This window comes from Streptomyces sp. P9(2023), from assembly GCF_032436795.1.
Lineage (GTDB): Bacteria > Actinomycetota > Actinomycetes > Streptomycetales > Streptomycetaceae > Streptomyces.
Genome location: NZ_JAUPWM010000053.1, coordinates 1 through 20,037, shown reverse-complemented (window position 1 = coordinate 20,037; position 20,037 = coordinate 1). Strand labels below are relative to the sequence as shown.

Sequence of the window (20,037 nt, the reverse complement as noted above, 5' to 3'; positions counted from 1 at the left end):
TTGTCAAGCCGCTGCCGTGACCGGTCATGTTGATGGCACCCTCCGTCACGGATCAGGGGCCACAGAACGTTGATCCGTCGCCGGGCCGGCGCGAGGACGGCATGGGTGGGCCGTTTACCTTCGGAAGTGCCCAGGGTGAGGCCAGGCAGAGTTACAACGGAGCCTGCCGGATCACGTTCGAGGAATTGCGGGGCCGAAGTTGACGATGAACAGGTGCACCTTACTCAGAATCACAAGGAGTCTCCGATGCCTACCTCGTCCAGGCACCGATGGATCGCCCTCACAGGGTTCGCCGCCCTCTCGGCCGCGGCCGGCCTGTTCCTCCTGTGGAACACCAACGTGCTCGGCGAGGAGACCTTCTGCGATGACATCGTCAGCCCGACGGAGATGAGTTCCGTACTGGACTCCGCAGGGCGAATCTCGGAAGTTCGGTCGCTCGGGAAGCCCGTTACCGCACTCTCCTGCCGGACCGAGCGCACGAGTAGGTTCCTCGGTAAGGAATCCATGGAATTCGAGATCAGCACCGAGGTACACGAACCGGACTTCCAGTTCCAGACGCATACCTGGAAGAATCCGTCCGATATGTCCTTCTTCTCGAACGGAAGCACGGGAGCCGTTTCTGATCAAAGAGGTTGGGTACTTCTCCCGGAAGCATGCCGAGGAAAGGTGGGCATGGCCACTCCGGGCGGCAGGCAAATGCCGGAAGTAGACGAGGTCGTCACCGTAGACGCCGTCATCAAGGGTGGCGCAACCGATCGGTCGGCGCTGGCGAGAATGCTCGTCGCGGCCGCTCACCGCATCGCCGCGCAAGCAGGCTGCGTTACGAGCGGTCAGGCCGAGGAGCCACAACTCCAGGCAAGGAAGACGGCACCCACAGACGCGGCGGCGGTTTGCGGTCTGCCCGGTTTCACGCTTCCCCGACAGGCACTCATCGAAGGCGAGGCAGCACTCAACACAGAGCGGATCAGCGGAAGTATGCCGGGCACCTGGTCATGCGGCCTGGACCTTTCCGGGAACGCGGAAGGCACGATCTGGTTCTCTGCGAGCTCTGACCCACGAATCGTCAGTTCGACGCTGCTCAACGACGACCGGTTCCGAGACCTCCCTGGTGGCGCCGGGAAGGTGGACACGCTGAGGAATGCCCACGCCCTTATCTGCGGCGACAAGACCGTGTACTTCACGATGCGTTGGAGCGACGAATACTGGGGCGCGGTCAACGAACCGAGCGCCGCACTGTCCCACGAGATGCTCCAGTCCTTCATCGATTCGGCACGCACGAACTACGCATGCCCGGCAGTACCGCTTCCGGCCCCTTGAACCCTGGTCCACCGAGACAGGTTCGACCAGCGCGGCGTCGGCCTCAGGAGGGGCAGTTTGGCCATTGGATGAAGGCTCCGGCAGATGCCATGAAGAGGGAACGCTTGGCAGCGGGAGATCCTCCGCCGAGCGGTACGGATGAAGACGCTGAAGCAACGGCACTCTGCACCACCAACGTCGAGGACAGCTCGCCCTCGAACCGGGCGCGAGGAAGCGTGCACGGCACCACGCACAAGGAAGTAGGACACGAACACCCGCGAAGCAGTGGCTCCCGTCGGCGTGTGGTCGTGTGCGCTCACCCTTCTGGAGCGGTCCCCGGAGATCCCGAAGGGCTCCGACTACGTCACCTTCTCCGTCGCCCAGGATCCTTTGGTCCGAGGCACGTCTTCCCTCCGCGGACACGTTCAGGAACTTCGTCGCGAAAGTGGGTGTCACGTTCGGCTACAACCCGGCTGACGTCGGGTCCGTGAGCTGTTAGACAAGCGGCTACGCGTGAGTGGAGCCGGTCCAGCCAGACCGGCCCCACTCTCGTCATCGAATTCGAGAAGCGTGACCGTCAGCTCCAACTGACGTGGGGCACAACCGACCCGAAGGCTCACGCGATCATTCAGAACACCGGCAGGGCGCTGAGTGATGTGCCGTCCATGAGGAGCACGCGATTCGCGTCGCCCGCGATCCAGTAGCGGTCGGGGGTCCTGATGATGCGGAACACCCACGGCGGACGAGCCTCTGCCGAGAGGTCGATGACGTTGATGCCTCCTTGTTTGTCGTTGACCGACACCGACCAGAGGCCGCTTCCCTGCAGCACGAGGGGGCTGGGCGGATCGCACGTGACGAGGCCGCCCCATGCCCAGTCGGTGGTCTTCCCGCTCTGGAGGTCGTAGCGGAGGGGATATTGGAGGGCCGACGCGTACACGTGGTTGCCATGGATCGTCGGCGGGCCCCAGAAGACCGCGTCGGCGTTCGGCGGTTTGGGATTCTGGGCCGTCCAGAGTTCCTTTCCACCGACGACATCGAAAGCGGAGAGGTTCCTTCCGGTCACGCAGAGGGAGCGCCCCGAACAGGCGAGGGAGGCCCGGCCGCCCTCGGCCTGGTCACGTAGGCCCCATACCTTGCGGCCGTCGTTCGTGGCGAGGGCGACGACGTCCCCGTCCGCCGCGGCGATCACCAGCCGGCCGTGCGCCGTCAATCCACGTGACGCGGCCTTCGTGCCGAGATCCGCGCTGACGTCGACCGTCCAGCGGATCTTGGCATCGGACCGGCCGATGCTGCGCACACGCCTGTCCTTGGTGATCAGATAGACGGCGTCGTCGTCCGCGGCGAGGAGGGAGGAGGCTTCCGCGGGAGAGGTCCACTTCGCCTCGCCCGTCGAGGCGACGAAGGTCACGAGGGTGCCGTTCCGGTCGGTGGCCGCCACCAGTTGGTCGGAGAGTGACAGGTATCGCTGCGCGGCCACGGTCTCCGGTGCCGACCACCGGAGGCTGCCGTCGACGACGCTGCGCGCGGCGATGCCGCCCTTCGGTGCCCCGACGATGACGACGTCGCGTACGGGGAACGGCGCGGGCGAGTCGTCTCCGAGCGCCGAAGGGATGCTCCAGAGAGGCTCGGGGGTCTCGCCGAGGACGTAGTCGCCCTTCTTCGCATCCAGGACGCGGGCCTTCGGTGACTGCACGGCCGGCGGGATGTCGAAGGGGCCGGTACGGCCCGTCCTCCGGTTCCACCACGCGGCGGTGCCGCCACCGACGGCGAGCACGGACCCGCCGACAGCCAGGCCGGTCAGCAGGCGACGACGGGAGACGGATCGTGGTGCGACCCCGCCCGGCACCGTGGTCAGCTGATGGAGACCGTGCTCACGGGTCGTGATGTCGAGTGCGATCGGTCCATGCCGCCAGGCGCGTTCGGCGCCTGGCGGCGGGGCGAACGAGTGGATGATCTGGTCCGGCAGTGGCCGGGACGCCGGGTCCGGGGCGAGGCACGGACCGATCAGCGGCTGAAGCGCGGGCGGAACACGGTCCAGGCGGGGCGTGCCGTGGACGACCTCGTACTGCACGGCGGCGACGTGTGAGCCTTCGTACGCGTGCTGTCCGCTCGCCGCATAGACCAGGACCGCACCCAGGGAGAAGACATCGGCCGGTGGACCGACGCGTCGGCCGAGGACCTGCTCGGGCGCGCCCTAGCCGGGGGTGACCGGGACCTGGCCGGTCGTCGTGAGAGTGAGGCCGTGTTCGGGGCGGGCGATACCGAAGTCGATGACGCGGGGGCCCGTTGCGGTCATCACGATGTTGGCGGGCTTCAGGTCGCGGTGGACCAGGCCGGCGGCGTGGATGTCCCGGAGTGCGTGGGCCAGCGCTGCCGCCAGGGTCCGTACCGTCGGCTCGTCCAGTGGCCCGTGGGCCTGAACGGCGTCCGCGAGTGTCGGACCGGTCAGGAACTCGGTGGCGATCCACGGACGCCCGCCCTCCGTCTGGGCGTCCAGGACGCGGGCCACGGACCCGCTCACGACCGCCCTGGCCATCTGGGCCTCGCGGACGAATCGACGTGTGAGGTTCTCGTCGTACGCCAGGTGGGGGTGCAGCACCTTCACGGCGGCTGCGTGCCCCTCGCCGTCCTGACCGACGTAGACCTTGCCCATGCCTCCTTCACCCAGGACAGCGAGGATGCGGTACGGGCCAAGTCGGATCGGGTCTCCGGACTCCAGCGGCTTCATTGTGTGTGAGGCTTTCTGTGAGCTCAGGCGAGCGGGTACGCGGCGGCGTACTCGCGGCCGATGGCGATGAGCCGCTTGGCGGAGGTGTGGGCGAAATACCGTGCCCTGGCGGCCTTGACGGGACGGGAGACGGCGCCGGTTCGAACGTCCGCGGCCACAACACCGGACGAAGCCCTGCTGTACACGTGGGAGATCCCGACCACGGGCGGGGTACCGAGGTCCCCGGCCGCGACCGCGCGACTCTTCTCCGCCCACCGCCGTGTGCCGCTCACGGCGTCGAGCGCGACCGCCGCGGCCCTCCTCCACCGCGTACACCACACCGTCCTTGACGGCCGCGGGGCTGAACCGCGCTCCCGGCGTCCGTCCTTCGAAGCGCCAGGCCGAACTGCCGTCGTCCAGGCGGAGCGCGACCAGTTCACCCGCCGCCGGGTACACGTGCCGGTCGTCCACGGCGAGATGGGCCCGGTCGAGAGCCGGCTGCTCGCCGTCGAGCGGACGGTTCCACAGCGCTTCGCCCGTCAGCGCGTTGTGTACGACAAGGCGGGGTTCTCCGGCCGCGGACTGCTGGACGAGGACCAGGTGCTCGCCCACGGCCTGGGCGGACAGAAAGTGCAGGCGCTCGGACTTGTCGGGTCGAGCCGGGAGCGGGGCCTCCCACAGCTTCTTGCCCGAACGGGTCTCTACGGCCAGCAGGAACCACGTCTGGTCCTTGTGGAAGCCGGTCTTCGTATGGGGGCCTCGGCCTCCTGCCAGATAGACGGCGTCGCCCGTCGCGCAGAGCAGTTGCGTCCCGTAGAGGATCGCTCTTAGGTCCTTGATTTCACTGAACGGGTCGTTGAGCCTTCCGGTGGCCGGATCGACCGTGGAAACGGTGAGCGGATCGGTCTCTTGGAGGGTGTAGTCGGCGGCATATATCTCCTTGCCGTCCGTGGCCGTCCGGCGCATGAAGTAGACCTCGGGTCCGACCACTTCGCCTCTCCTGTGGTGGGATCCAGGCCCTGCATGCCGTACTCCCCCACGAGAAGCAGTCCGTCCAGGACGAGCGGAACGGGGAGAACGAGAGGGTCGGTGTAACTGGCCTTCACCTGCCAGAGCAGGTCCCATTTGGGCTCTTGCGGCGACGCGGCGGGACGCTCGGGGGCGGTGTTGTCCTGACGCCCGAGCCAGGCCCACGCACCGGATCCCACCGCCGCCGCTCCGAGCGCGGAACTCCCGCCGAGGGTGAGGAGTTTGCGACGGGAGAGGGGGGACGGGGCCGTCGGCTTGGTGTGCGGGACGGTTTCGGCGAGGGCGTGTTCCGGTGGGGCCGGGAGGCGGTGAGGCCGGGCGTGCCATACGCCGCCGACACGACGGGCGATCTCCATGAGCAGCGGCTCAGGGAGATGGTCGGCGAAGCCGCCCTGCCCGTCGTGCAGTTGGGCGCCGAGGTCGGTGGTGGTGGGGCGGTCGGCGGGGTTCTTGCTGAGGCAGCGGGCCAGGATCGGGATCAGCCTCGGCGGGACCGCGGTGAGGTCGGGGTCGGCGTAGCGGACGCGGTAGAGGAGGTCGGCGTGCTGTCCGCTGCCGAAGGGTCCGCGGCCTATTGCCGCGTAGGTGAGGACCCCGGCGAGGGCGAAGACATCACCCGCGGCGGTGTGTTCCTGGCCGGTCGCCTGCTCGGGGGACATGAAGGCGGGCGTGCCCGCGGCGACACCTGTGCGGGTGAGGCGGTCGTCGCCGATGGCCCGGGCGATGCCGAAGTCGATGACCTTGGGGCCGTCCGCGGTGATCATGATGTTGGAGGGCTTGAGATCCCGGTGAACGACGTCCGAGGCGTGGAGCTGGGCCAGCGCCGTACAGAGCAGGGCCCCCAGCGCCCGCACCGCGGGCTCGGGGAGCGGACCCGTGAGGGTTACGGCGTCGTCGAGAGGCGGGCCGAGTACGTACTCGGTGGCCAGCCAGGGGGTTTCCGCGAGCGGGTCGGCGTCGAACACCCGGGCGCCGTGGACGGGGCCGATGACGCGGGCCGCGTCCACTTCCAGCCGGAAGCGGGCCCGGGAGGCGGGGTCGGTGGCGATGCGGGCATGCATCGTCTTCAGCGCCGCCGTACGGCCGGTGGCCGAGCGGGCGAGGTAGACCGTACCCATGCCGCCACTGCCCAGGCGGGCGATGAGGCGGTACGCGCCGAGACCGGGCGGGTCGTCGTGAGTGAGCGGGGAGAACATCAGCCGTCAGTCCAGATCAGCAGCGGGCGGGAGTTCAGCGGCGAGGACCTGCGCCGACTGGCGTGCGAGCGCGGCGACCAGGGCTGCCGGCAGTGGCGTCTGGACGGTCGCGTCCAGGACGGTGTGCGGATGCGCCGCCGTCGACACGTACGCCGCCGTACTCCCGCCTGGTGTCAAGTGGGTGAGGATCTCGTGTGCCTGGGGGCGTCTCACGGGATCGCGGGAGAGGCATGTCGGAATCAAGGTACGGAGAAAGGCGGGTAGTTCCTGGCGTTCGGGAACGGTGTGACCGGTGCTCGCGTAGGCGAGCACCGCACCCAGGGCGTAGACGTCGCCCAGCGGGCGCGGCCGACCGCCGGCCGCCTGTTCCGGAGCGAGACAGCCGGAGTCCAGCCCCGGCAGGCCGTCGCGTGACTCACCGTCCGGCGCCGCGGCCCGTACCGCCCCGAAGCAGCTCAGGCGCGGGCCCTCCGTGGTGATCAGGACGGCTGCAGGGGACAGTCCGGCATGCGTCACGCCTTGGGCGTGGGCGGCTGCCAGCGACTGGGCGAGGGCTGAGCCCAGGGCCCTTACGGCCGGCTCGGGCAGTGGCCCGCCGTGCGCCTGCAGGGCGGCGGGCAGCGGGAGAGCCGGGACGTACGGCGTCGTGCACCAGGGAAGCTCCGCCGTGCCGCCGGTCTCCTCGACCGGGAGGAAACCCGGTATCGAGAGCCGACGGGCACCCTCCGCCTCGATCGCCCAGCGGTGCGGGTCGACGTCGGCGCGCGGGCGGCAGGCGAGGAACGTGCGGTCGCCGTCGACGCTGCGGACGATGAAACGGCGTGCGGGAACGGGCTGCCCGGACTCCGTGTCGAGCTCGGCCAGGGTGATGAAGGGCCCGGTCCATGGAGGTTCGTCATGGCCTAGCCGTGTCATGCGCGCAGTCCCCCGCAGTCTGTATCGAGCCTGGACGAGCCTACTCGAGCGCTGGTTGGCGGGCAGGGGGAGGTGCCGCCGGGAAGAGCTCTCTGGAGCCCGGCAGGTGAGTCCGAAGGGTTCACAGGTGATTCCGATGGGTTCAGGTGACAGGAGACCCCGTCGGCACGGATCATTGACCTGCAACAACGTTCCACGTTCCGGCGCCTTGTGAAGGAGCACAGCCAGATGGGCACTCAGCAGGAGAAGGACGAGCTGTACGCGCTCGACATCAGCGACGTCGAGTGGGAAGGCGCCCCCGGCACGAGCCCTGACGAGGAGCGGGTGGAGATCGCCCGTCTGCCCGAGGGGGCGGTGGCCATGCGGTCCTCGCTCGACAGGGCGACCGTGCTTCGGTACACGAAGGCCGAGTGGGAAGCCTTCGTACTGGGCGCCAGGGACGGCGAGTTCGACCTCAAGTGAGATACGCCGGAAGGGCCCGTTCCTGGCGGAACGGGCCCTTTCGCTGCGCGGTGGGGGTTCAGAAGCCCTCGGTGAACAGGCGCGACGCCTTGACGTCCGTGGCGCGGTAGCTGTCCTTGCCCTGCTCGATCTGCTTGGCGACGAGCTCGAGGCGGTTCTTCATGTCCTCGGCACGCTTCTTGTACTTGCCCTGGAGGATCACGTACTCCTGGTGGGCCTCGCCGTCCCAGGTGTCGGTGACGACCCGGAGGGCGGCGTTCATCTCTTCGAGGTCCTTGATGATGTTCGAGGAGACGACCCGGAGGCGGGTGGCCATCTCCTGGACGCTCTCGTACTTGACCCTGGTGTTCTGATCGATGCCGGACATCGTGCTCTCCTCGGACTCAGAGGTTGTTCAGCGCGGAGTTGTTGGCCTTGAGGGTCTGGAACACCTCGTAGTCGTTCGCGGTGCTGAGGTTCTTGGTCTCGTTCACCGCGGTGAGCAGCACGTTGAGCAGCCGACGGATCGTGTCGTGGTCCTCGTTGAGGAGCGACTGCGCCGTCTTGAAGCCCGCCGCACCGGCACCCGTCCAGCCCGCGTGGACCGTCTCCAGGATGTTGGCCATCTCGCGGGCCTGCTTGGAGACCTCTTCACCGGTCTGCATGATCTTGTTCTTGGCCTGGGTTACCGGATCCTCGGCAAGTCCGAACCCACCTGCGGGGCCTGTCATGTGACGCTCCTCGTTGTCGGGAAGTGCTCGTGCTCGTACGCGTAGCCCCTGGCTACGCTCTCCTGTTGCGTCTGCCTGCCGCCACGACGACGACGCCGATGACGGCGACGACCGCGACGGCACTCACGGCGATGCCCCAGAGCGGGAATCCGCCCTCGTCGGGCCGGGCCGCGGACTCAGGCTGCTTCGGTTCCTGGGTCGGCCCGTTGGTGCCGCTTGCCCCCGTGCTGTCAGGAGAGGGGGAAGTCTGAGGTGTGGGCGACTGGCTCCGCTGCGCGGCGAGCAGCGGGTTGACGTTCGGGTCGCCCGGGTCGCCCTTGCCCTCCAGGAGGATCTGGGCGGGCCGGATGGAGCCGTAGCCGATGTACTTGCTCGGTACTTCACCGACGTGGCCGGCGGTCTCCATCATGACGCGGAGGACCTGGTTGGCGGTCCAGTCGGGGTGCGCGGACCAGATGAGGGCGGCGGTGCCGGAGGCGATGGCGCTCGCGCCACTGGTTCCCTGGAACGAGCAGTACTTCGTCTTGTCGTTGGTGCAGCGACCCGGCAACTCGACACCGGGAGCGGCGAGGGCCAAGTGGGAGCCATAGTTGGAGAACTTAGCGACCTTGCCCTTGGTGTCGAGTGCGCCGACGGCTACGACTCCGGGGATCGCCGCAGGGTACGCCCGCAGATCAAGTCCTTCGTTACCTGACGCTGCGAAGATCAAGGCACCCTTCTTCTGCGCGTACTCCACGGCGGCCAGCCATTCTCGGTCCTCGGCCTCATCGGCTGGGCCACCCTGTGAAATGTTGATCACGCGCGCGCCATTGTCTGCGGCGTAGCGGATCCCTTTCAACGTCGCTCCGTTTCCGAAGAACGCAAAGTCGCCAGTCCTGACCGGGAGGATCTTCGCGTCGGGAGCGATCCCCTTTACGCCACCGTTGACCCCGCTGCCGGCAATCGCGATAGCCATGTTGGTGCCGTGTCGATCGTCGTCCCGGTTGTCGATGCGACCGGGCCCTTCTGCCGCGTCGTAGAAGTTGTAACCAGGCAGCACCTTGCCCCGGAGCTCCGACACCGTCGAGTCCACACCGCTGTCGAGCACGGCGACGGTGACCCCCTTGCCCGTGGCCACCTTCCACAGCTCGTCCGCTCTCATCGCGTCGAGGTACCACTGACGCCCGCGCATGTCTTCCGCCTGCGCGGCCGGAGCCGCGACGGTCCACGTCGCTACAACGGCGGTCATGGCGCCGAGCAGGCCGACCGCACGGCGGCGAAGGACACGGGCAAGCGGGGACATGAGCGAGGGACTCCTAGTCGATGACGGGCGGGACGATCTGACGCTGGCCGGAAGCCCAGGTCTCCTCGTCCTCGGTCAGATAGTCAGGGCGGGAACGGTTCGTACGACGCTCGTCCTCGTTCCGCTCGGTCGAGGCCGGACGGACCAGGCCGGTGCCGCCAGGGGTGAACGCACGTCCAGCGGACCCCGTGGGGTTTCCTACGGTTCCGCCCGGCTGCATGGCCAGCCGTCGGCCCGCCGCACCGCCCGTGTTACCGCCCGGCGCACCGTGCATACCGGCGCCAGGCCCATGCATCCCGGCAGCACCGCGGCCGAGCTGGCCCGCGCGTTCCTCCCCGATCACCTGACCCATGGGCAGCCTGGGCCCCTGGCCAGGCAGGCCCGGCCGGCCAGGTACCTGGCGGCCGCCGGTGATGCCCTCCGCGCGAGGCGGCGTGCCAAGAGGGCTGGGGCCCTTCAGGCCGCCGGTCGCGGGGCCCGGGAGCCCCGGGTTCGCGCGAGGCGGACCAGCCGTCGGCTGAGGACCGACCGGCGGGGCGAGGGGCGGCAGCGGAGGAGTCGGCGGGCTGGCCGTCGTCACCGGCGGCGTCGGCGGCTGCGCGGTGGGACGGGTCGGAGTCTCCGGCGTGATGGTCACGGAATCGAGGTTCGTGTTCACCTCGTTCTCCGGCGGCCTCGTCGCAGCCGGAGGCAGCGTCACGTCAGGGGTTGGTCGGCTCGGAGTCGCCACATCCGGCGTACGGGTAGACGATCGATCAGTATGGACGGGGCCAACTCCGGAGGAAGCCGCAGACGTTGTCCCGCTTCCGGATCCCCCCGTCCCATACGCAGTTTCACCCGCGTAGAAGTCACCCCTCAGCGGCTTGAACTCCGGCTCCCGCTCCGCCCCCATCCGCTCCCGCGTCGAGTCGTAGTACGACGACAGCCGCTCCATCTGGTGGATGGCTTCCTGGAGCTTCGGGCCCGTCTCCGACTCGATGCGGGCCTTTTCCTTCTCCGGGTCCGCGAAGCACATGCCCGCCGGCTTCGGGACGGCGGCCTTTGCCTCGGAGAGGGCCTGGCCCGCGCGTTGCATCTCGTCCGCGACGACCTTGGTGAAGTCGCCCATGACCAGGGTCTCGGAGACCATGCCCGCGCCCCAGGTGCGGAAGGCGTTGCCGCCCTCGCCCTCCCACTGGACGCGGCTGACGTACAGCCGGAGATCGGCGGCGATCTCCAGGATCTTCGGCACCGCCGCCGCCAGCCCCGAGCCGGTGGTGGTGATTTCCTCCGGCTTGGCGGACGCGATCATCGCGTACAGGGCGTCCAGGGACTTTCCCTCGAACTCTCCTGCCATCTCTTCCTACCCCCGTTAGCTGAATCCGCCGGAATCGCCGGTGTCGCCCGTGTCCTTGGTGGGCTGCTCGGGCTTGCCCTTGCCGCCGTCCGCCCCCTGGCCGCCTTCGCCTTGGCGCTCGCGGTACTCCTGCTGCGTGCGCTTCTGGATCGCCGCGTACCGCTCGCGCTCCTCCTCGTCCACGCCCGTGTAGCCCTTGTCGGCGATCGTCGCCGCCAGGCCCATGCCCTCGATCGTCTCGCCGAACGTCCTCGTCAGCTCTTCGAGGCGGGTGCGTACCTTTTCGTACGCGCTGTGGAGTTCCGTCGCGGCGGCGAAGCCTGTGCCGTACGAAGCGGCCGTGACCTTCTGCTCGCCGATCTTCGTGTGCTCGGCAGGCGAGCCCTTCAGTTCCTCGACGAGCTTCTGCATGCGGGAGTAGAAGCTCTGGAGAGTCACTTCTCCGACTTCCAGCCCCTGCTTGCCGCCCCCGGCCGGCCCTTCCACCTCAGTGCCCCCTCGTCAGGCTCTTGAACTGGTACACCACTCTAGCCATTTGGTACGACAGTTCCAATTGCAAAGTCCGATCCGAGACACGGCTCACCCGGCCACCCCGCGGCCCCGTCCCCGGCGGCGGCTGTCGCGGATCACCGTGGCCACGCCCGCGACCACGGCCACCAGGACGACGCCGATGCCCAGTGCGTACGTGCCGATGCGTTCGGCGCGTTCCTGGGACGTCTCCGTGAGCGCCAGGTGGGCCGGTTCGGGGGCCGCGGGCTTGGGTGGGGCCGGGTCCGGGGTGGGCTCCGTCGGGGCCGGTTCCGGGGCGTCGGAGAGGGCCCGGACCGGGTCCACCACGCCCCAGCCCACGTGGTTGTCGCGGCCGTTGACGGACCGTACCGCCGTCTGTTCGATACGGGCCACGATCTGGGCCGGGGTCCACTTGGGGTGCTTGGCCTTCAGGAGCGCGGCGACGCCCGAGACGTACGGGGCCGAGAAGCTGGTGCCGTTGTCGACGCACTGGCCGCCGCCCGGGACGGTGGAAACCATGTCTATCCCGGGTGCCGCTACGCCTACGAATTCTCCCGATTGGGAGAACTCAGCCCGTTCGTTGTTGCGGTCCGACGACGCGACCGCGAGGACACCCGGGAAGGCCGCCGGGTAGGTGTTCTTCAGCTTGCCGTCCATGCCGTCGTTGCCCGCCGAGGCGACCACGACGATGTCCTGCGCCAGGGCGCGGGCCACGGCCTTGCCCATGGCGGAGTCGGGGCTCAGCGGCTGTGTGGTGTCCTGCGAGATGTTGATGACGTCGGCGCCCCGTGCGACCGCGTGGTCGATCGCCAGGGCCATCGTGTCGGACTTGCCGCTGTTCTTCTCGTCGTTCTGGCGGATCGGGATGATCGTCGCCTCCGGGGCGAGACCGACGAAGCCCGTGCCGGCCCGCGGGCGGGCCGCGATGATGCCCGCCACCTTCGTGCCGTGGCCGACCTCGTCCACCGTGCCGTCCGTCTTGCCGCGCTCGTCGTCGCCCGCGCCCGGGTTGTCCTTGTCCGGCTTGAGGTAGTCCTTGCCGGCCTTGGCGTCCACCGCCGTCTTCAGCTGGGGGTTGACGTCGTCCACGCCCGTGTCGATGACCGCGACCCGGACCCCCTTGCCCTTGGTGTCCTGCCAGAGCTCGTCAAGCAGGACCCGCTGGAGCGACCAGGGGATGCCCTCGATCTGCTTCTTCATCGGGAACGTGCACTCGCCGCTGCCGTCCAGGCCGACATCCGCCCCATGGGCGTTCGACGCCGTCAGCAGTCCCGTCAGCAGGGCCGTCAGTGTCGTCGCCGCCAGCAAGGCCGTCGCCTTCCGATACGTGTACGTCACCTGTGTCACCGCCCTACGAACCCTGCGGCTGGCGCGCGCTGTTGGTGTCGAGCCTCGGGCCCTTGGACAGGAACTCCGACCACTCCATCGGTACGAGGACCGGTGTGACCTTCTCGTAGCCGAGACGTGTCTGTGCCTCGCTCGGTTCCGGGCGGCCGTCCGTCTGCTGCTTGGTCCCGTCACCCGTGCCGATGTCGGAGCGGGCGGCGTCGCTGTCCCCGTTCGCCTGGACCGCGTACCGCAGTCCGGTGTCGGTGACGAGGAAGAGCGAGCCGTCGGGCCTGGACTGCTTGCCCTGGACCTGGGTGTAGAGCAGGCCGCTGCCAGGCGTGACGTACGTACTGGTGCCGCCGGCCGTGATCTCGGCCGGGTACTTCGTACCGGCCCAGGTGGTGAGGGTGGTGCGGCCCTTGTCGTCGACACTGTTCAGGACGGAGCAGACGGTGTCCCGGGCGCCGGCGCCGGTCGTGGTGTTGACCTGCTCGGACTTACGGGTGGGCCAGCGGTACTGGGTGCCGAAGGTGGTGGCGTCCGGGGTGAACGAGGCCGCGTCGACGGTGTTCACCCGGCCGTCCATGTCGAGGGGGTCGGTCTGCGGCGAGTTGATGAGCAGCCAGGCCGTGAACTCGGAGACCGGCTGCACCTTGCCGGGCAGGACGACGTAGTGCTGCGGTCCGGAACCGGTCTGGGCGAGCAGCACCATGCCGACCCGGTCCTCGGTCTGGCTGAGCCCGCCGCCGACGCCCGCGGCCGTGCCGACCTGGCCCGGGATCTGCGGGAACGCGATCGGGCTGCCGGTGTGCAGGGTGGCCAGCCAGTCGTCGGTGACCTGCTGCGGCTCCTTGTTGAGGCCGACGAGGGCGTTGGTGAGTCCGGCGGACTCGTCGGGGGCTCCGGGGATCAGGTACTTCGTACCGCGGTGGTCGACGAGGTAGCGGGCGCCGCCCTTCTGCCCCTTGACGTACATGACCTGGCCGTCCTTGAGCTGCCCGGTGCCCTCGGTGCGGGTGAAGTCCCGCTGGGCGAAGACGAAGGTGGCCTTCTGGACGCTGCTCCCCTTGCCGCCGCCGGGCTGTTCGCACACGGCCCAGCGCTTGGCGGTGCCCGCCTCGGCCGGGGTCGGGAGGCGGTCGGGGGCGTAGGGGATGCCGAGGATCGGACCGCGGGGCGGCTTCCCGCCGTCGAGGACCTCGTCGGCGACCTGGATGACCGAGAAGGACTGGGGGGTCAGGAGAAGACGTGCGCTCGCGAGGTTCAGGACGGGGTGGAGCAGGGTCTTGCTGTCCTTGCCCTTGCCGGTGGTGAGCACGACGTAGCGGGTGGTGGACTGCTTGCCGACGATCACCTTGGTGCCGGGCTTGTCCCAGTCCTTGGGCGCCTTGGGGCTGAACATGCCCCAGGCGCCGAAGCCGGCAAGCACCAGCGCGCCGACGATCAGCCCGGGCACGACCGCGCGCAGCGGCCTCGGCGCCCCCTCCTCCGTACCGGAGGGAGAAGGTTGGAGGAATGCGGCCACCGTGCGCTTCTTCGCGAAGGTGTACGCGTTGAGCTCATCCCGCCGTGATGCCATGAGTCCCCATTTTCGTCAGGCACAGTCGCCACCGAGGACTCCGGGGGGCATGGCACCCGGGCTCCGGTTGTCGGACCGGCCCCCTACTATGCCTGCTGTCCGGCAGCACCTGGGTGCCGGGTAGGGTGATCGCGCCGCCAAAGCCCTGGCGGGCCAGGGTGATCGGGACGAAGCGGGGGATTCTCCATGATGGCATCCGCGACGCGGACGCGGTCCGCGGCCGCCGCGCCCTCCTCCGCCGCCCCTGACCGCCCTTCGGCCGGTGGGCCCTCGACCGTGTCGCCCCGCCTTCAGGCTCGTCCGGGACACTTCGGATCGTTCCGATTGCAACAGCTCGTACTGATCGAGCTGGCGGCCGCGCTGCTGCTCGTGGCGTGGGTCGTCGAGCCGATGCTCCTGGTCCCCGCGGGTCTCCTCGCGGCGGTGCTCGTACTGCTCGCGGTGGTGCGCCGGCACCGCCGTTCGCTGCCGGAGTGGCTCGGTACGTTCCTCACCCTCCGCGCCCGTAAGCGCCGCGCCGCCTCCTTCGCCGTCCCGGACAGTACGGAGCCGGGGCTCGCCCCGGTCGTCGAGTGCGATCCGGCGCTGCGCACGTACGCGTACAGCGACCGGGACCGCCGTCCGGTCGGGATGATCGGCGACGGTACGTTCCTCACGGTCGTCGTACGGGTCGAGTCGGAGGCCACCGCGCTGCGCCCGGACCGCTCGGCGCGGCCGCTGCCGGTCGGGCTGGTCCGTGAGGTGCTCGAAGTGGACGGGATCCGGCTGGAGTCCGCGCAGATCGTGCAGCACACCCAGCCCGCGCCCGCCCCGCACCTGCCCGCGCAGTCGATGGCCGCGCGCAACTACGCCCCGCTGCAGGCGCAGACGGGTTCCCCGGCGGTACGGCTCACCTGGGTCGCCCTGAAGCTCGACCCGGAGCTCTGCCCGGAGGCCGTGGCCGCGCGCGGTGGCGGTCTGGACGGCGCGCAGAAGTGTGTGGTGCGGGCCGCGGACCAGTTGGCGAGCCGGCTCGCCGGCGCCGGGTTCCGGGCGACCGTGCTCACGGAGCAGGAGCTGATCGCGGCGCTCGCCACCTCGACCTGCGCGAGCCCGATGGCCATCGCGCAGGCGGGACGCGGCCAGGCGCAGCCCCGGCGGAGCGAGGAGACCGCGCGCACCTGGCGGGTCGACGACCGCCGGCACACGACGTACTGGGTGGGGCGCTGGCCCCAGCTCGGGGGCGCGCGCGGGGCGGGCGGTACGGGGAGCCACGGCGGACCGGGCGGTTCCCGTGGTCCGGGCGGTTCCGGTGGTCCGGGCGGTTCCGGTGGTCCGGGCGGTTCCCGTGGTCCGGGCGCGTCGATGCCGCAGCTGATCGCGCTGCTGACCTCGCTTCCGGCGCTCGCGACGACGTTCAGCCTGACGCTGAGCGGCGGCGACCGCCAGGAGGTGGCGGTGACCGGGCACGTACGGATCACCGGGCGCAGCGACGAGGAGCTGGTGGCGGCGCGGCACGAACTGGAGCGTGCGGCGCGTGGGGTGAAGACGGGTCTGGTGCGGCTCGACCGCGAACAGGTGCCGGGAATGCTGGCTTCGCTGCCGCTCGGGGGTGCGCGCTGATGTCCTACTCCGATCCGACCTCTCCGACCGGTCAGGGGATGGCGCCCGCCGGTGGTGCCGGCGGCGCGCGTGCCGCACGGCGTGCGGACCGCGGTACGCGGCGGGGCTCACGGCCCCGGTTCGGCTTCGGGCTCGTCGGGCCGCGCCGCGACCGGCACTCCGTACCGCTGGAGCAGCTCGGTGCGCTGAGCGTGCCCGTCGGCGACGACGGGATGGTCATCGGCGTGGACGCCGAGGCGCGCCCCGCTGTCCTGGGCATCAACCGGCCGACTCCGTACGACGTGACGCTGATCGGCGGTCTGTGGACGGCCCAGGTGATCGCGCTGCGGGCGGCCGCGACAGGCGCGCGGGTCGCGGTGGAGACCGGCCGGGCGCAGGCCTGGGCGACGCTCGCGCAGGCCGCGGGCGGGGGCCAGCCGTGCATCACGCTGCACGACGTCGGCCGCGTTCCGCCGCAGGGCGCTTCGGCCGGCAGCCCGGTGGTCGTGGTGCGGGACTGCGGAATGCGTCCGCCGCGCGGCCGGGTCGTGTCCGGGCCCTGGCAGTCGGTCGTGACGCTGCTGCCGTATCTGAGCCCGGTGGCGCCGCGTCTGCTGGAGAAGTCCTCCCTGGTGGGTATCCAGCGGGTCTCGCCGGACGAGGCAGCGCAGATCGGCCGGATCATGGGTCTGCCGGGCGCGGAGTCGGAGGCGTTGTCGACGCTGGCCGACGGGGTGACCCTGTGGTGTACGCCGGGTGACCGCCAGTTCGTCATGACGCAGGCCACAGAGGCCGAGACCGGATTGTTGGGCAGCGCGCGCCGGATGGACTGACCGGCGAGCCGTCATCAAGTCGGTCCGTTTATGTACGGTTTTGGAATGCCTCGTGACGTCCTGGAGCTCACTCTGCGGCGTGCGTAGGTCACTTGGGGGCGATACGTGACCTACGGGACAGGCGCGTACGGGCGGCCGGGCCTGCCCCACCGACACGAATGGCGATTAGGGTGGGAGGGCCCGCCCACGACAGCACAAGGGTGCGCGACCACACCAGGAGGCAAAGTGAACGGCGATCGGGACGAGATCCACGGGGGTTGGAATCCACCCGCCGATGATCAGTCCGACGCGGATCCCGCCGAGATGACGGGTCAGTTCACCATCGACTACACCCCTCCGGCCTGGTACACGCAGAACGCGGGGGGAACGGGTGGTGCGGACGTCACCCCGCCGCCACCGCCGCCGAGCGGTGCGCCCGTTGCCGTCCCGGGGCTTCCGGAGGGCAGCGGCTTCGAGCCCAACGTGCCGCCGCCGGCTCCGCTGCCGGGTCCGCTTCCGGCTCCTGGCCCGGTCGTGCCGGGTGCGGCGGTTCCGGCGCCGGCCCCTGGCCCGGTCGTGCCTGGTGCGCCTGTTCCGCCTGGTGCGCCAGGCGCCGTCGCGCCTGGTGCGCCTGTTCCGCCGGGCGCGGTCGTGCCTGGTGCGCCTGTTGCCCCGGGCGCGGTTCCGGCCGCCGGTGAGCCGTTCGGCAACGGCGACCTGGAGAGCGGGGCGACGATGCGCTTCTCCCCGGCCGCGCTGCGGCGCGAGATGGAGGACATCTCCGAGCGCGCGGCGGCCGCGGCGGCGGCCGCGGGTGCGTCCGGCGCGGGTACGCCTGAAGCGGGTGCGCCCGGCGCGACCGCCGGTCCCCCGGAGTCACCTGCGGCGGACGTCTCGAACGCCATGCCCGATGCGGCCGAGCCCGTCGCGAGCGCCGCGTCCGAGGAACAGGCCGACCGGACTCCTGAGCCGGACAGCGGCTACGCGCTCGCACTCCCCACGACCCCGGCTGCTCCGACTTCTCCGGCTGCCCCGGCCGCCCCGGCTGCCCCGGCCGCCCCGGCCGCCCCGGCGGATGAGGCTTCCCAGCCGGTCGACGGTGCTGCCGCCGCGGCCGCGGTGCCGCCGGTCCAGGACGCCCGGCCGAGTGACGCCCCCGCGCCGCCCGCCGTGCCCGGCGTCGACGCTTCGGCGGCCTCCTCCGGTGAGCCGCAGGACGCTCCCCCGGCGGCTCTGCCGCCGGCCGCGCTGCCGCCCGCCGCCCCGTCCGTCCCCGCCGCGCCGGTGATCCCCGCCCCGCCGCAGGGCGAGACCGGGCTCCCTCCGCTGCCGCCGTCGTTCCAGCCCGCGGCTCCCGGCGCGATGCCGCAGTGGCCCGCCCAGGCGCCGGCGGGCGACCAGCCCGCGCCGCAGGGCGCGCAGCCGCCCGCAACAGCCTGGTCGGCCCCGCCGACTCCCGTACCGCCGCAGGGCGGCTACGGCTTCCCGCAGCCGGGCCAGCCGCAGCCCGCCACACCGCAGACGCCCGACGCCCCTGCGCCGCAGGGCGGCTACGGCTTCCCGCAGCCGGGCCAGCCGCAGCCCGTCCCCGTGCCCCCGCAGGCGCAGGGCGAGTACAGCCCCGCCCAGCCCGGACAGCCCCAGCCCCCCGCCCCGCAGGCGCCCAACCCGCCCGCGCCGCAGGGCGGTTACGGCTTCCCGCAGCCCGGCCAGGCGCAGCCCGTCCCCGTGCCCCCGCAGGCGCAGGGCGAGTACGGCTCCGGCCACCCCGGACAGCCGCAGACGGCCGGCGCCCCGGCACCGCAGGGTGGTTACGGCTTCCCCCAGCCCGGACAGCCCCAGCCCCCCGCCCCGCAGGCGCCCAACCCGGCCGCGCCGCAGGGCGGTTACGGCTTCCCGCAGCCCGGCCAGGCACAGCCGCAGCCGCAGCCCGCTCCCGTGCCCCCGCAGGCACAGGGCCAGGGCGGTTACGGCTTCCCGCAGCAGGGTGACGCTCCCGCGCCGCAGGGTGGCTACGGCTTCCCGCAGCCGGGAGCGCAGGCCGCCCCGCAGCAGCCGCAGCCGCAGCCGCAGCCGCAGCCGCAGGCACCCCACCCGGGCATGCCCGCTCCCGTACCCGACCAGCAGCTTCCGCCGCAGACGCCCGTCGATCCCCGGACCGGTGCCGCGTGGCCCACGCCCGTCGCGCACGACCAGCGCGAGCGGTCCGTGCCGGGCGCTCCGCTCGGGTACACCGCCGCCGTCGAGCTCTCCTCCGACCGCCTGCTGCGCAACAACAAGCAGAAGGCCAAGTCGAGCCGGAACCCCGGCGCCTCCGCCCGCTTCAAGCTCGGCGGCAAGCGCGAGGAGGCCGAGCGGCAGCGGAAGCTGGACCTGATCCGTACGCCCGTCCTGTCCTGCTACCGGATCGCGGTCATCTCCCTCAAGGGCGGTGTCGGCAAGACCACCACGACCACCGCGCTCGGCGCGACCCTGGCCACCGAGCGGCAGGACAAGATCCTCGCCATCGACGCCAACCCCGACGCCGGTAGGCTCGGCCGCCGGGTGCGCCGCGAGACCGGGGCCACCATCCGTGACCTCGTGCAGGCGATCCCGTACCTCCACTCGTACATGGACATCCGCCGCTTCACCTCGCAGGCGCCGTCAGGTCTGGAGATCCTCGCCAACGACGTGGACCCGGCCGTCTCGACGACGTTCAACGACGAGGACTACCGGCGGGCGATCGACGTCCTGGGCAAGCAGTACCCGATCATCCTCACCGACTCCGGTACCGGTCTGCTCTACAGCGCCATGCGCGGGGTGCTCGACCTCGCCGACCAGCTGATCATCATCTCCACGCCGTCCGTCGACGGCGCCTCCAGCGCGTCGACCACGCTCGACTGGCTCTCCGCGCACGGGTACGCCGATCTGGTGCAGCGCTCGATCACGGTCATCTCCGGGGTTCGCGAGACCGGCAAGATGATCAAGGTCGACGACATCGTGCAGCACTTCCAGACGCGTTGCCGGGGCGTCGTCGTCGTGCCCTTCGACGAGCACCTGTCGGCCGGCGCCGAGGTCGACCTCGACATGATGCGGCCGAAGACGCGCGAGGCGTACTTCCACCTGTCGGCGATGGTGGCCGAGGACTTCGCCCGGGCGCAGCAGGTGCAGGGGCTGTGGACCGGTGACGGCGGCCAGGGGGGCGGCGGAATGCCCCCGAACATGGCTCCGCCGATTCCCGGTCAGCAGATGCCGGGGCAGCCGATGCCCGGGCAGCCGATTCCCGGTCAGCAGATGCCCGGTCAGCAGATGCC

At 70.6% G+C, this 20,037-nt stretch carries 16 protein-coding genes and 2 pseudogenes; 5 read left to right on the top strand and 13 right to left on the bottom strand.

Annotation, left to right across the window (positions count from 1 at the left end):
- Positions 1-246 precede the first annotated feature (246 nt).
- On the top strand, positions 247-1,317 hold the full coding sequence (locus Q5762_RS34920) for a hypothetical protein (protein ID WP_315896338.1): 1,071 nt from the start codon (positions 247-249) through the stop codon (positions 1,315-1,317).
- A 607-nt stretch (positions 1,318-1,924) separates the two neighbouring features.
- On the opposite strand, the gene Q5762_RS34915 is transcribed toward Q5762_RS34920, so the two are convergent.
- From Q5762_RS34915 to Q5762_RS34890, 6 genes and pseudogenes are all read right to left on the bottom strand, one after another.
- The gene (locus Q5762_RS34915) at positions 1,925-3,367 is read right to left on the bottom strand and encodes a PQQ-binding-like beta-propeller repeat protein (RefSeq protein ID WP_315896337.1); all 1,443 of its coding nucleotides are present in this window, start codon (positions 3,365-3,367) and stop codon (positions 1,925-1,927) included.
- A gap of 123 nt (positions 3,368-3,490) precedes the next feature.
- A pseudogene (locus Q5762_RS34910) lies at positions 3,491-3,970 on the bottom strand (serine/threonine-protein kinase); the annotation flags it as partial.
- Positions 3,971-4,047: 77 nt separating this feature from the next.
- The gene (locus Q5762_RS34905) at positions 4,048-4,296 is read right to left on the bottom strand and encodes a hypothetical protein (protein WP_315896355.1); all 249 of its coding nucleotides are present in this window, start codon (positions 4,294-4,296) and stop codon (positions 4,048-4,050) included.
- Positions 4,297-4,381: 85 nt separating this feature from the next.
- Positions 4,382-4,684, bottom strand: a pseudogene (locus Q5762_RS34900) (hypothetical protein); the annotation flags it as partial.
- 146 nt (positions 4,685-4,830) lie between these two features.
- Positions 4,831-6,228, bottom strand: a complete 1,398-nt coding sequence (locus Q5762_RS34895; RefSeq protein WP_315896336.1) for a protein kinase domain-containing protein — start codon at positions 6,226-6,228, stop codon at positions 4,831-4,833.
- A 6-nt stretch (positions 6,229-6,234) separates the two neighbouring features.
- A complete protein-coding gene (locus Q5762_RS34890; RefSeq protein WP_315896335.1) occupies positions 6,235-7,143 on the bottom strand; it encodes a serine/threonine protein kinase in 909 nt (302 codons plus the stop codon).
- A gap of 228 nt (positions 7,144-7,371) precedes the next feature.
- Between Q5762_RS34890 and Q5762_RS34885 the strand changes: the two genes are divergently transcribed.
- Positions 7,372-7,605, top strand: a complete 234-nt coding sequence (locus Q5762_RS34885) for a DUF397 domain-containing protein (protein WP_315896334.1) — start codon at positions 7,372-7,374, stop codon at positions 7,603-7,605.
- Between the two features lie 58 nt (positions 7,606-7,663).
- Here the strand turns inward: Q5762_RS34885 and Q5762_RS34880 are convergent, their stop codons facing one another.
- The 7 genes from Q5762_RS34880 to eccB form a co-directional block, all read right to left on the bottom strand.
- Positions 7,664-7,972 carry a WXG100 family type VII secretion target gene (locus Q5762_RS34880; RefSeq protein WP_315896333.1) on the bottom strand — a complete coding sequence of 103 codons (309 nt, stop codon included), beginning with the start codon at positions 7,970-7,972 and terminating at the stop codon, positions 7,664-7,666.
- Between the two features lie 16 nt (positions 7,973-7,988).
- Positions 7,989-8,315, bottom strand: coding sequence for a WXG100 family type VII secretion target (locus tag Q5762_RS34875; RefSeq protein ID WP_315896332.1), 327 nt, complete (start codon positions 8,313-8,315; stop codon positions 7,989-7,991).
- A gap of 52 nt (positions 8,316-8,367) precedes the next feature.
- Positions 8,368-9,597, bottom strand: a complete 1,230-nt coding sequence (locus tag Q5762_RS34870; protein WP_315896331.1) for a S8 family serine peptidase — start codon at positions 9,595-9,597, stop codon at positions 8,368-8,370.
- A 13-nt stretch (positions 9,598-9,610) separates the two neighbouring features.
- Entirely contained in the window at positions 9,611-10,933 is a 1,323-nt protein-coding gene (locus tag Q5762_RS34865) for a hypothetical protein (protein WP_315896330.1), read from the bottom strand.
- A 15-nt stretch (positions 10,934-10,948) separates the two neighbouring features.
- The gene (locus Q5762_RS34860) at positions 10,949-11,371 is read right to left on the bottom strand and encodes a hypothetical protein (RefSeq protein ID WP_315896329.1); all 423 of its coding nucleotides are present in this window, start codon (positions 11,369-11,371) and stop codon (positions 10,949-10,951) included.
- Positions 11,372-11,512: 141 nt separating this feature from the next.
- Positions 11,513-12,781 carry a type VII secretion-associated serine protease mycosin gene (gene mycP, locus Q5762_RS34855; RefSeq protein WP_315896328.1) on the bottom strand — a complete coding sequence of 423 codons (1,269 nt, stop codon included), beginning with the start codon at positions 12,779-12,781 and terminating at the stop codon, positions 11,513-11,515.
- 13 nt (positions 12,782-12,794) lie between these two features.
- Positions 12,795-14,351, bottom strand: a complete 1,557-nt coding sequence (gene eccB / locus Q5762_RS34850; protein ID WP_315896327.1) for a type VII secretion protein EccB — start codon at positions 14,349-14,351, stop codon at positions 12,795-12,797.
- A 189-nt stretch (positions 14,352-14,540) separates the two neighbouring features.
- Between eccB and eccE the strand changes: the two genes are divergently transcribed.
- From eccE to Q5762_RS34835, 3 genes are all read left to right on the top strand, one after another.
- Positions 14,541-15,953, top strand: a complete 1,413-nt coding sequence (gene eccE, locus Q5762_RS34845) for a type VII secretion protein EccE (protein ID WP_315896326.1) — start codon at positions 14,541-14,543, stop codon at positions 15,951-15,953.
- On the top strand, positions 15,953-16,765 hold the full coding sequence (locus Q5762_RS34840; RefSeq protein WP_315896325.1) for a hypothetical protein: 813 nt from the start codon (positions 15,953-15,955) through the stop codon (positions 16,763-16,765). The genes eccE and Q5762_RS34840 overlap by 1 nt, the downstream gene beginning before the upstream one ends.
- 225 nt (positions 16,766-16,990) lie before the next feature.
- On the top strand, positions 16,991-20,037 hold a 3,047-nt coding region (locus Q5762_RS34835), incomplete at its 3' end, for an SCO5717 family growth-regulating ATPase (RefSeq protein WP_315896324.1).

Bases quoted from the DNA above. Each gene is read 5' to 3' on its own strand.
- Q5762_RS34920 (WP_315896338.1), top strand. From the start codon at position 247: ATGCCTACCTCGTCCAGGCACCGATGGATCGCCCTCACAGGGTTCGCC.
- Q5762_RS34895 (WP_315896336.1), bottom strand. From the start codon at position 6,228: ATGTTCTCCCCGCTCACTCACGACGACCCGCCCGGTCTCGGCGCGTAC.
- Q5762_RS34890 (WP_315896335.1), bottom strand. From the start codon at position 7,143: ATGACACGGCTAGGCCATGACGAACCTCCATGGACCGGGCCCTTCATC.
- Q5762_RS34885 (WP_315896334.1), top strand. From the start codon at position 7,372: ATGGGCACTCAGCAGGAGAAGGACGAGCTGTACGCGCTCGACATCAGC.
- Q5762_RS34880 (WP_315896333.1), bottom strand. From the start codon at position 7,972: ATGTCCGGCATCGATCAGAACACCAGGGTCAAGTACGAGAGCGTCCAG.
- Q5762_RS34875 (WP_315896332.1), bottom strand. From the start codon at position 8,315: ATGACAGGCCCCGCAGGTGGGTTCGGACTTGCCGAGGATCCGGTAACC.
- Q5762_RS34870 (WP_315896331.1), bottom strand. From the start codon at position 9,597: ATGTCCCCGCTTGCCCGTGTCCTTCGCCGCCGTGCGGTCGGCCTGCTC.
- Q5762_RS34865 (WP_315896330.1), bottom strand. From the start codon at position 10,933: ATGGCAGGAGAGTTCGAGGGAAAGTCCCTGGACGCCCTGTACGCGATG.
- eccB (WP_315896327.1), bottom strand. From the start codon at position 14,351: ATGGCATCACGGCGGGATGAGCTCAACGCGTACACCTTCGCGAAGAAG.
- eccE (WP_315896326.1), top strand. From the start codon at position 14,541: ATGGCATCCGCGACGCGGACGCGGTCCGCGGCCGCCGCGCCCTCCTCC.
- Q5762_RS34840 (WP_315896325.1), top strand. From the start codon at position 15,953: ATGTCCTACTCCGATCCGACCTCTCCGACCGGTCAGGGGATGGCGCCC.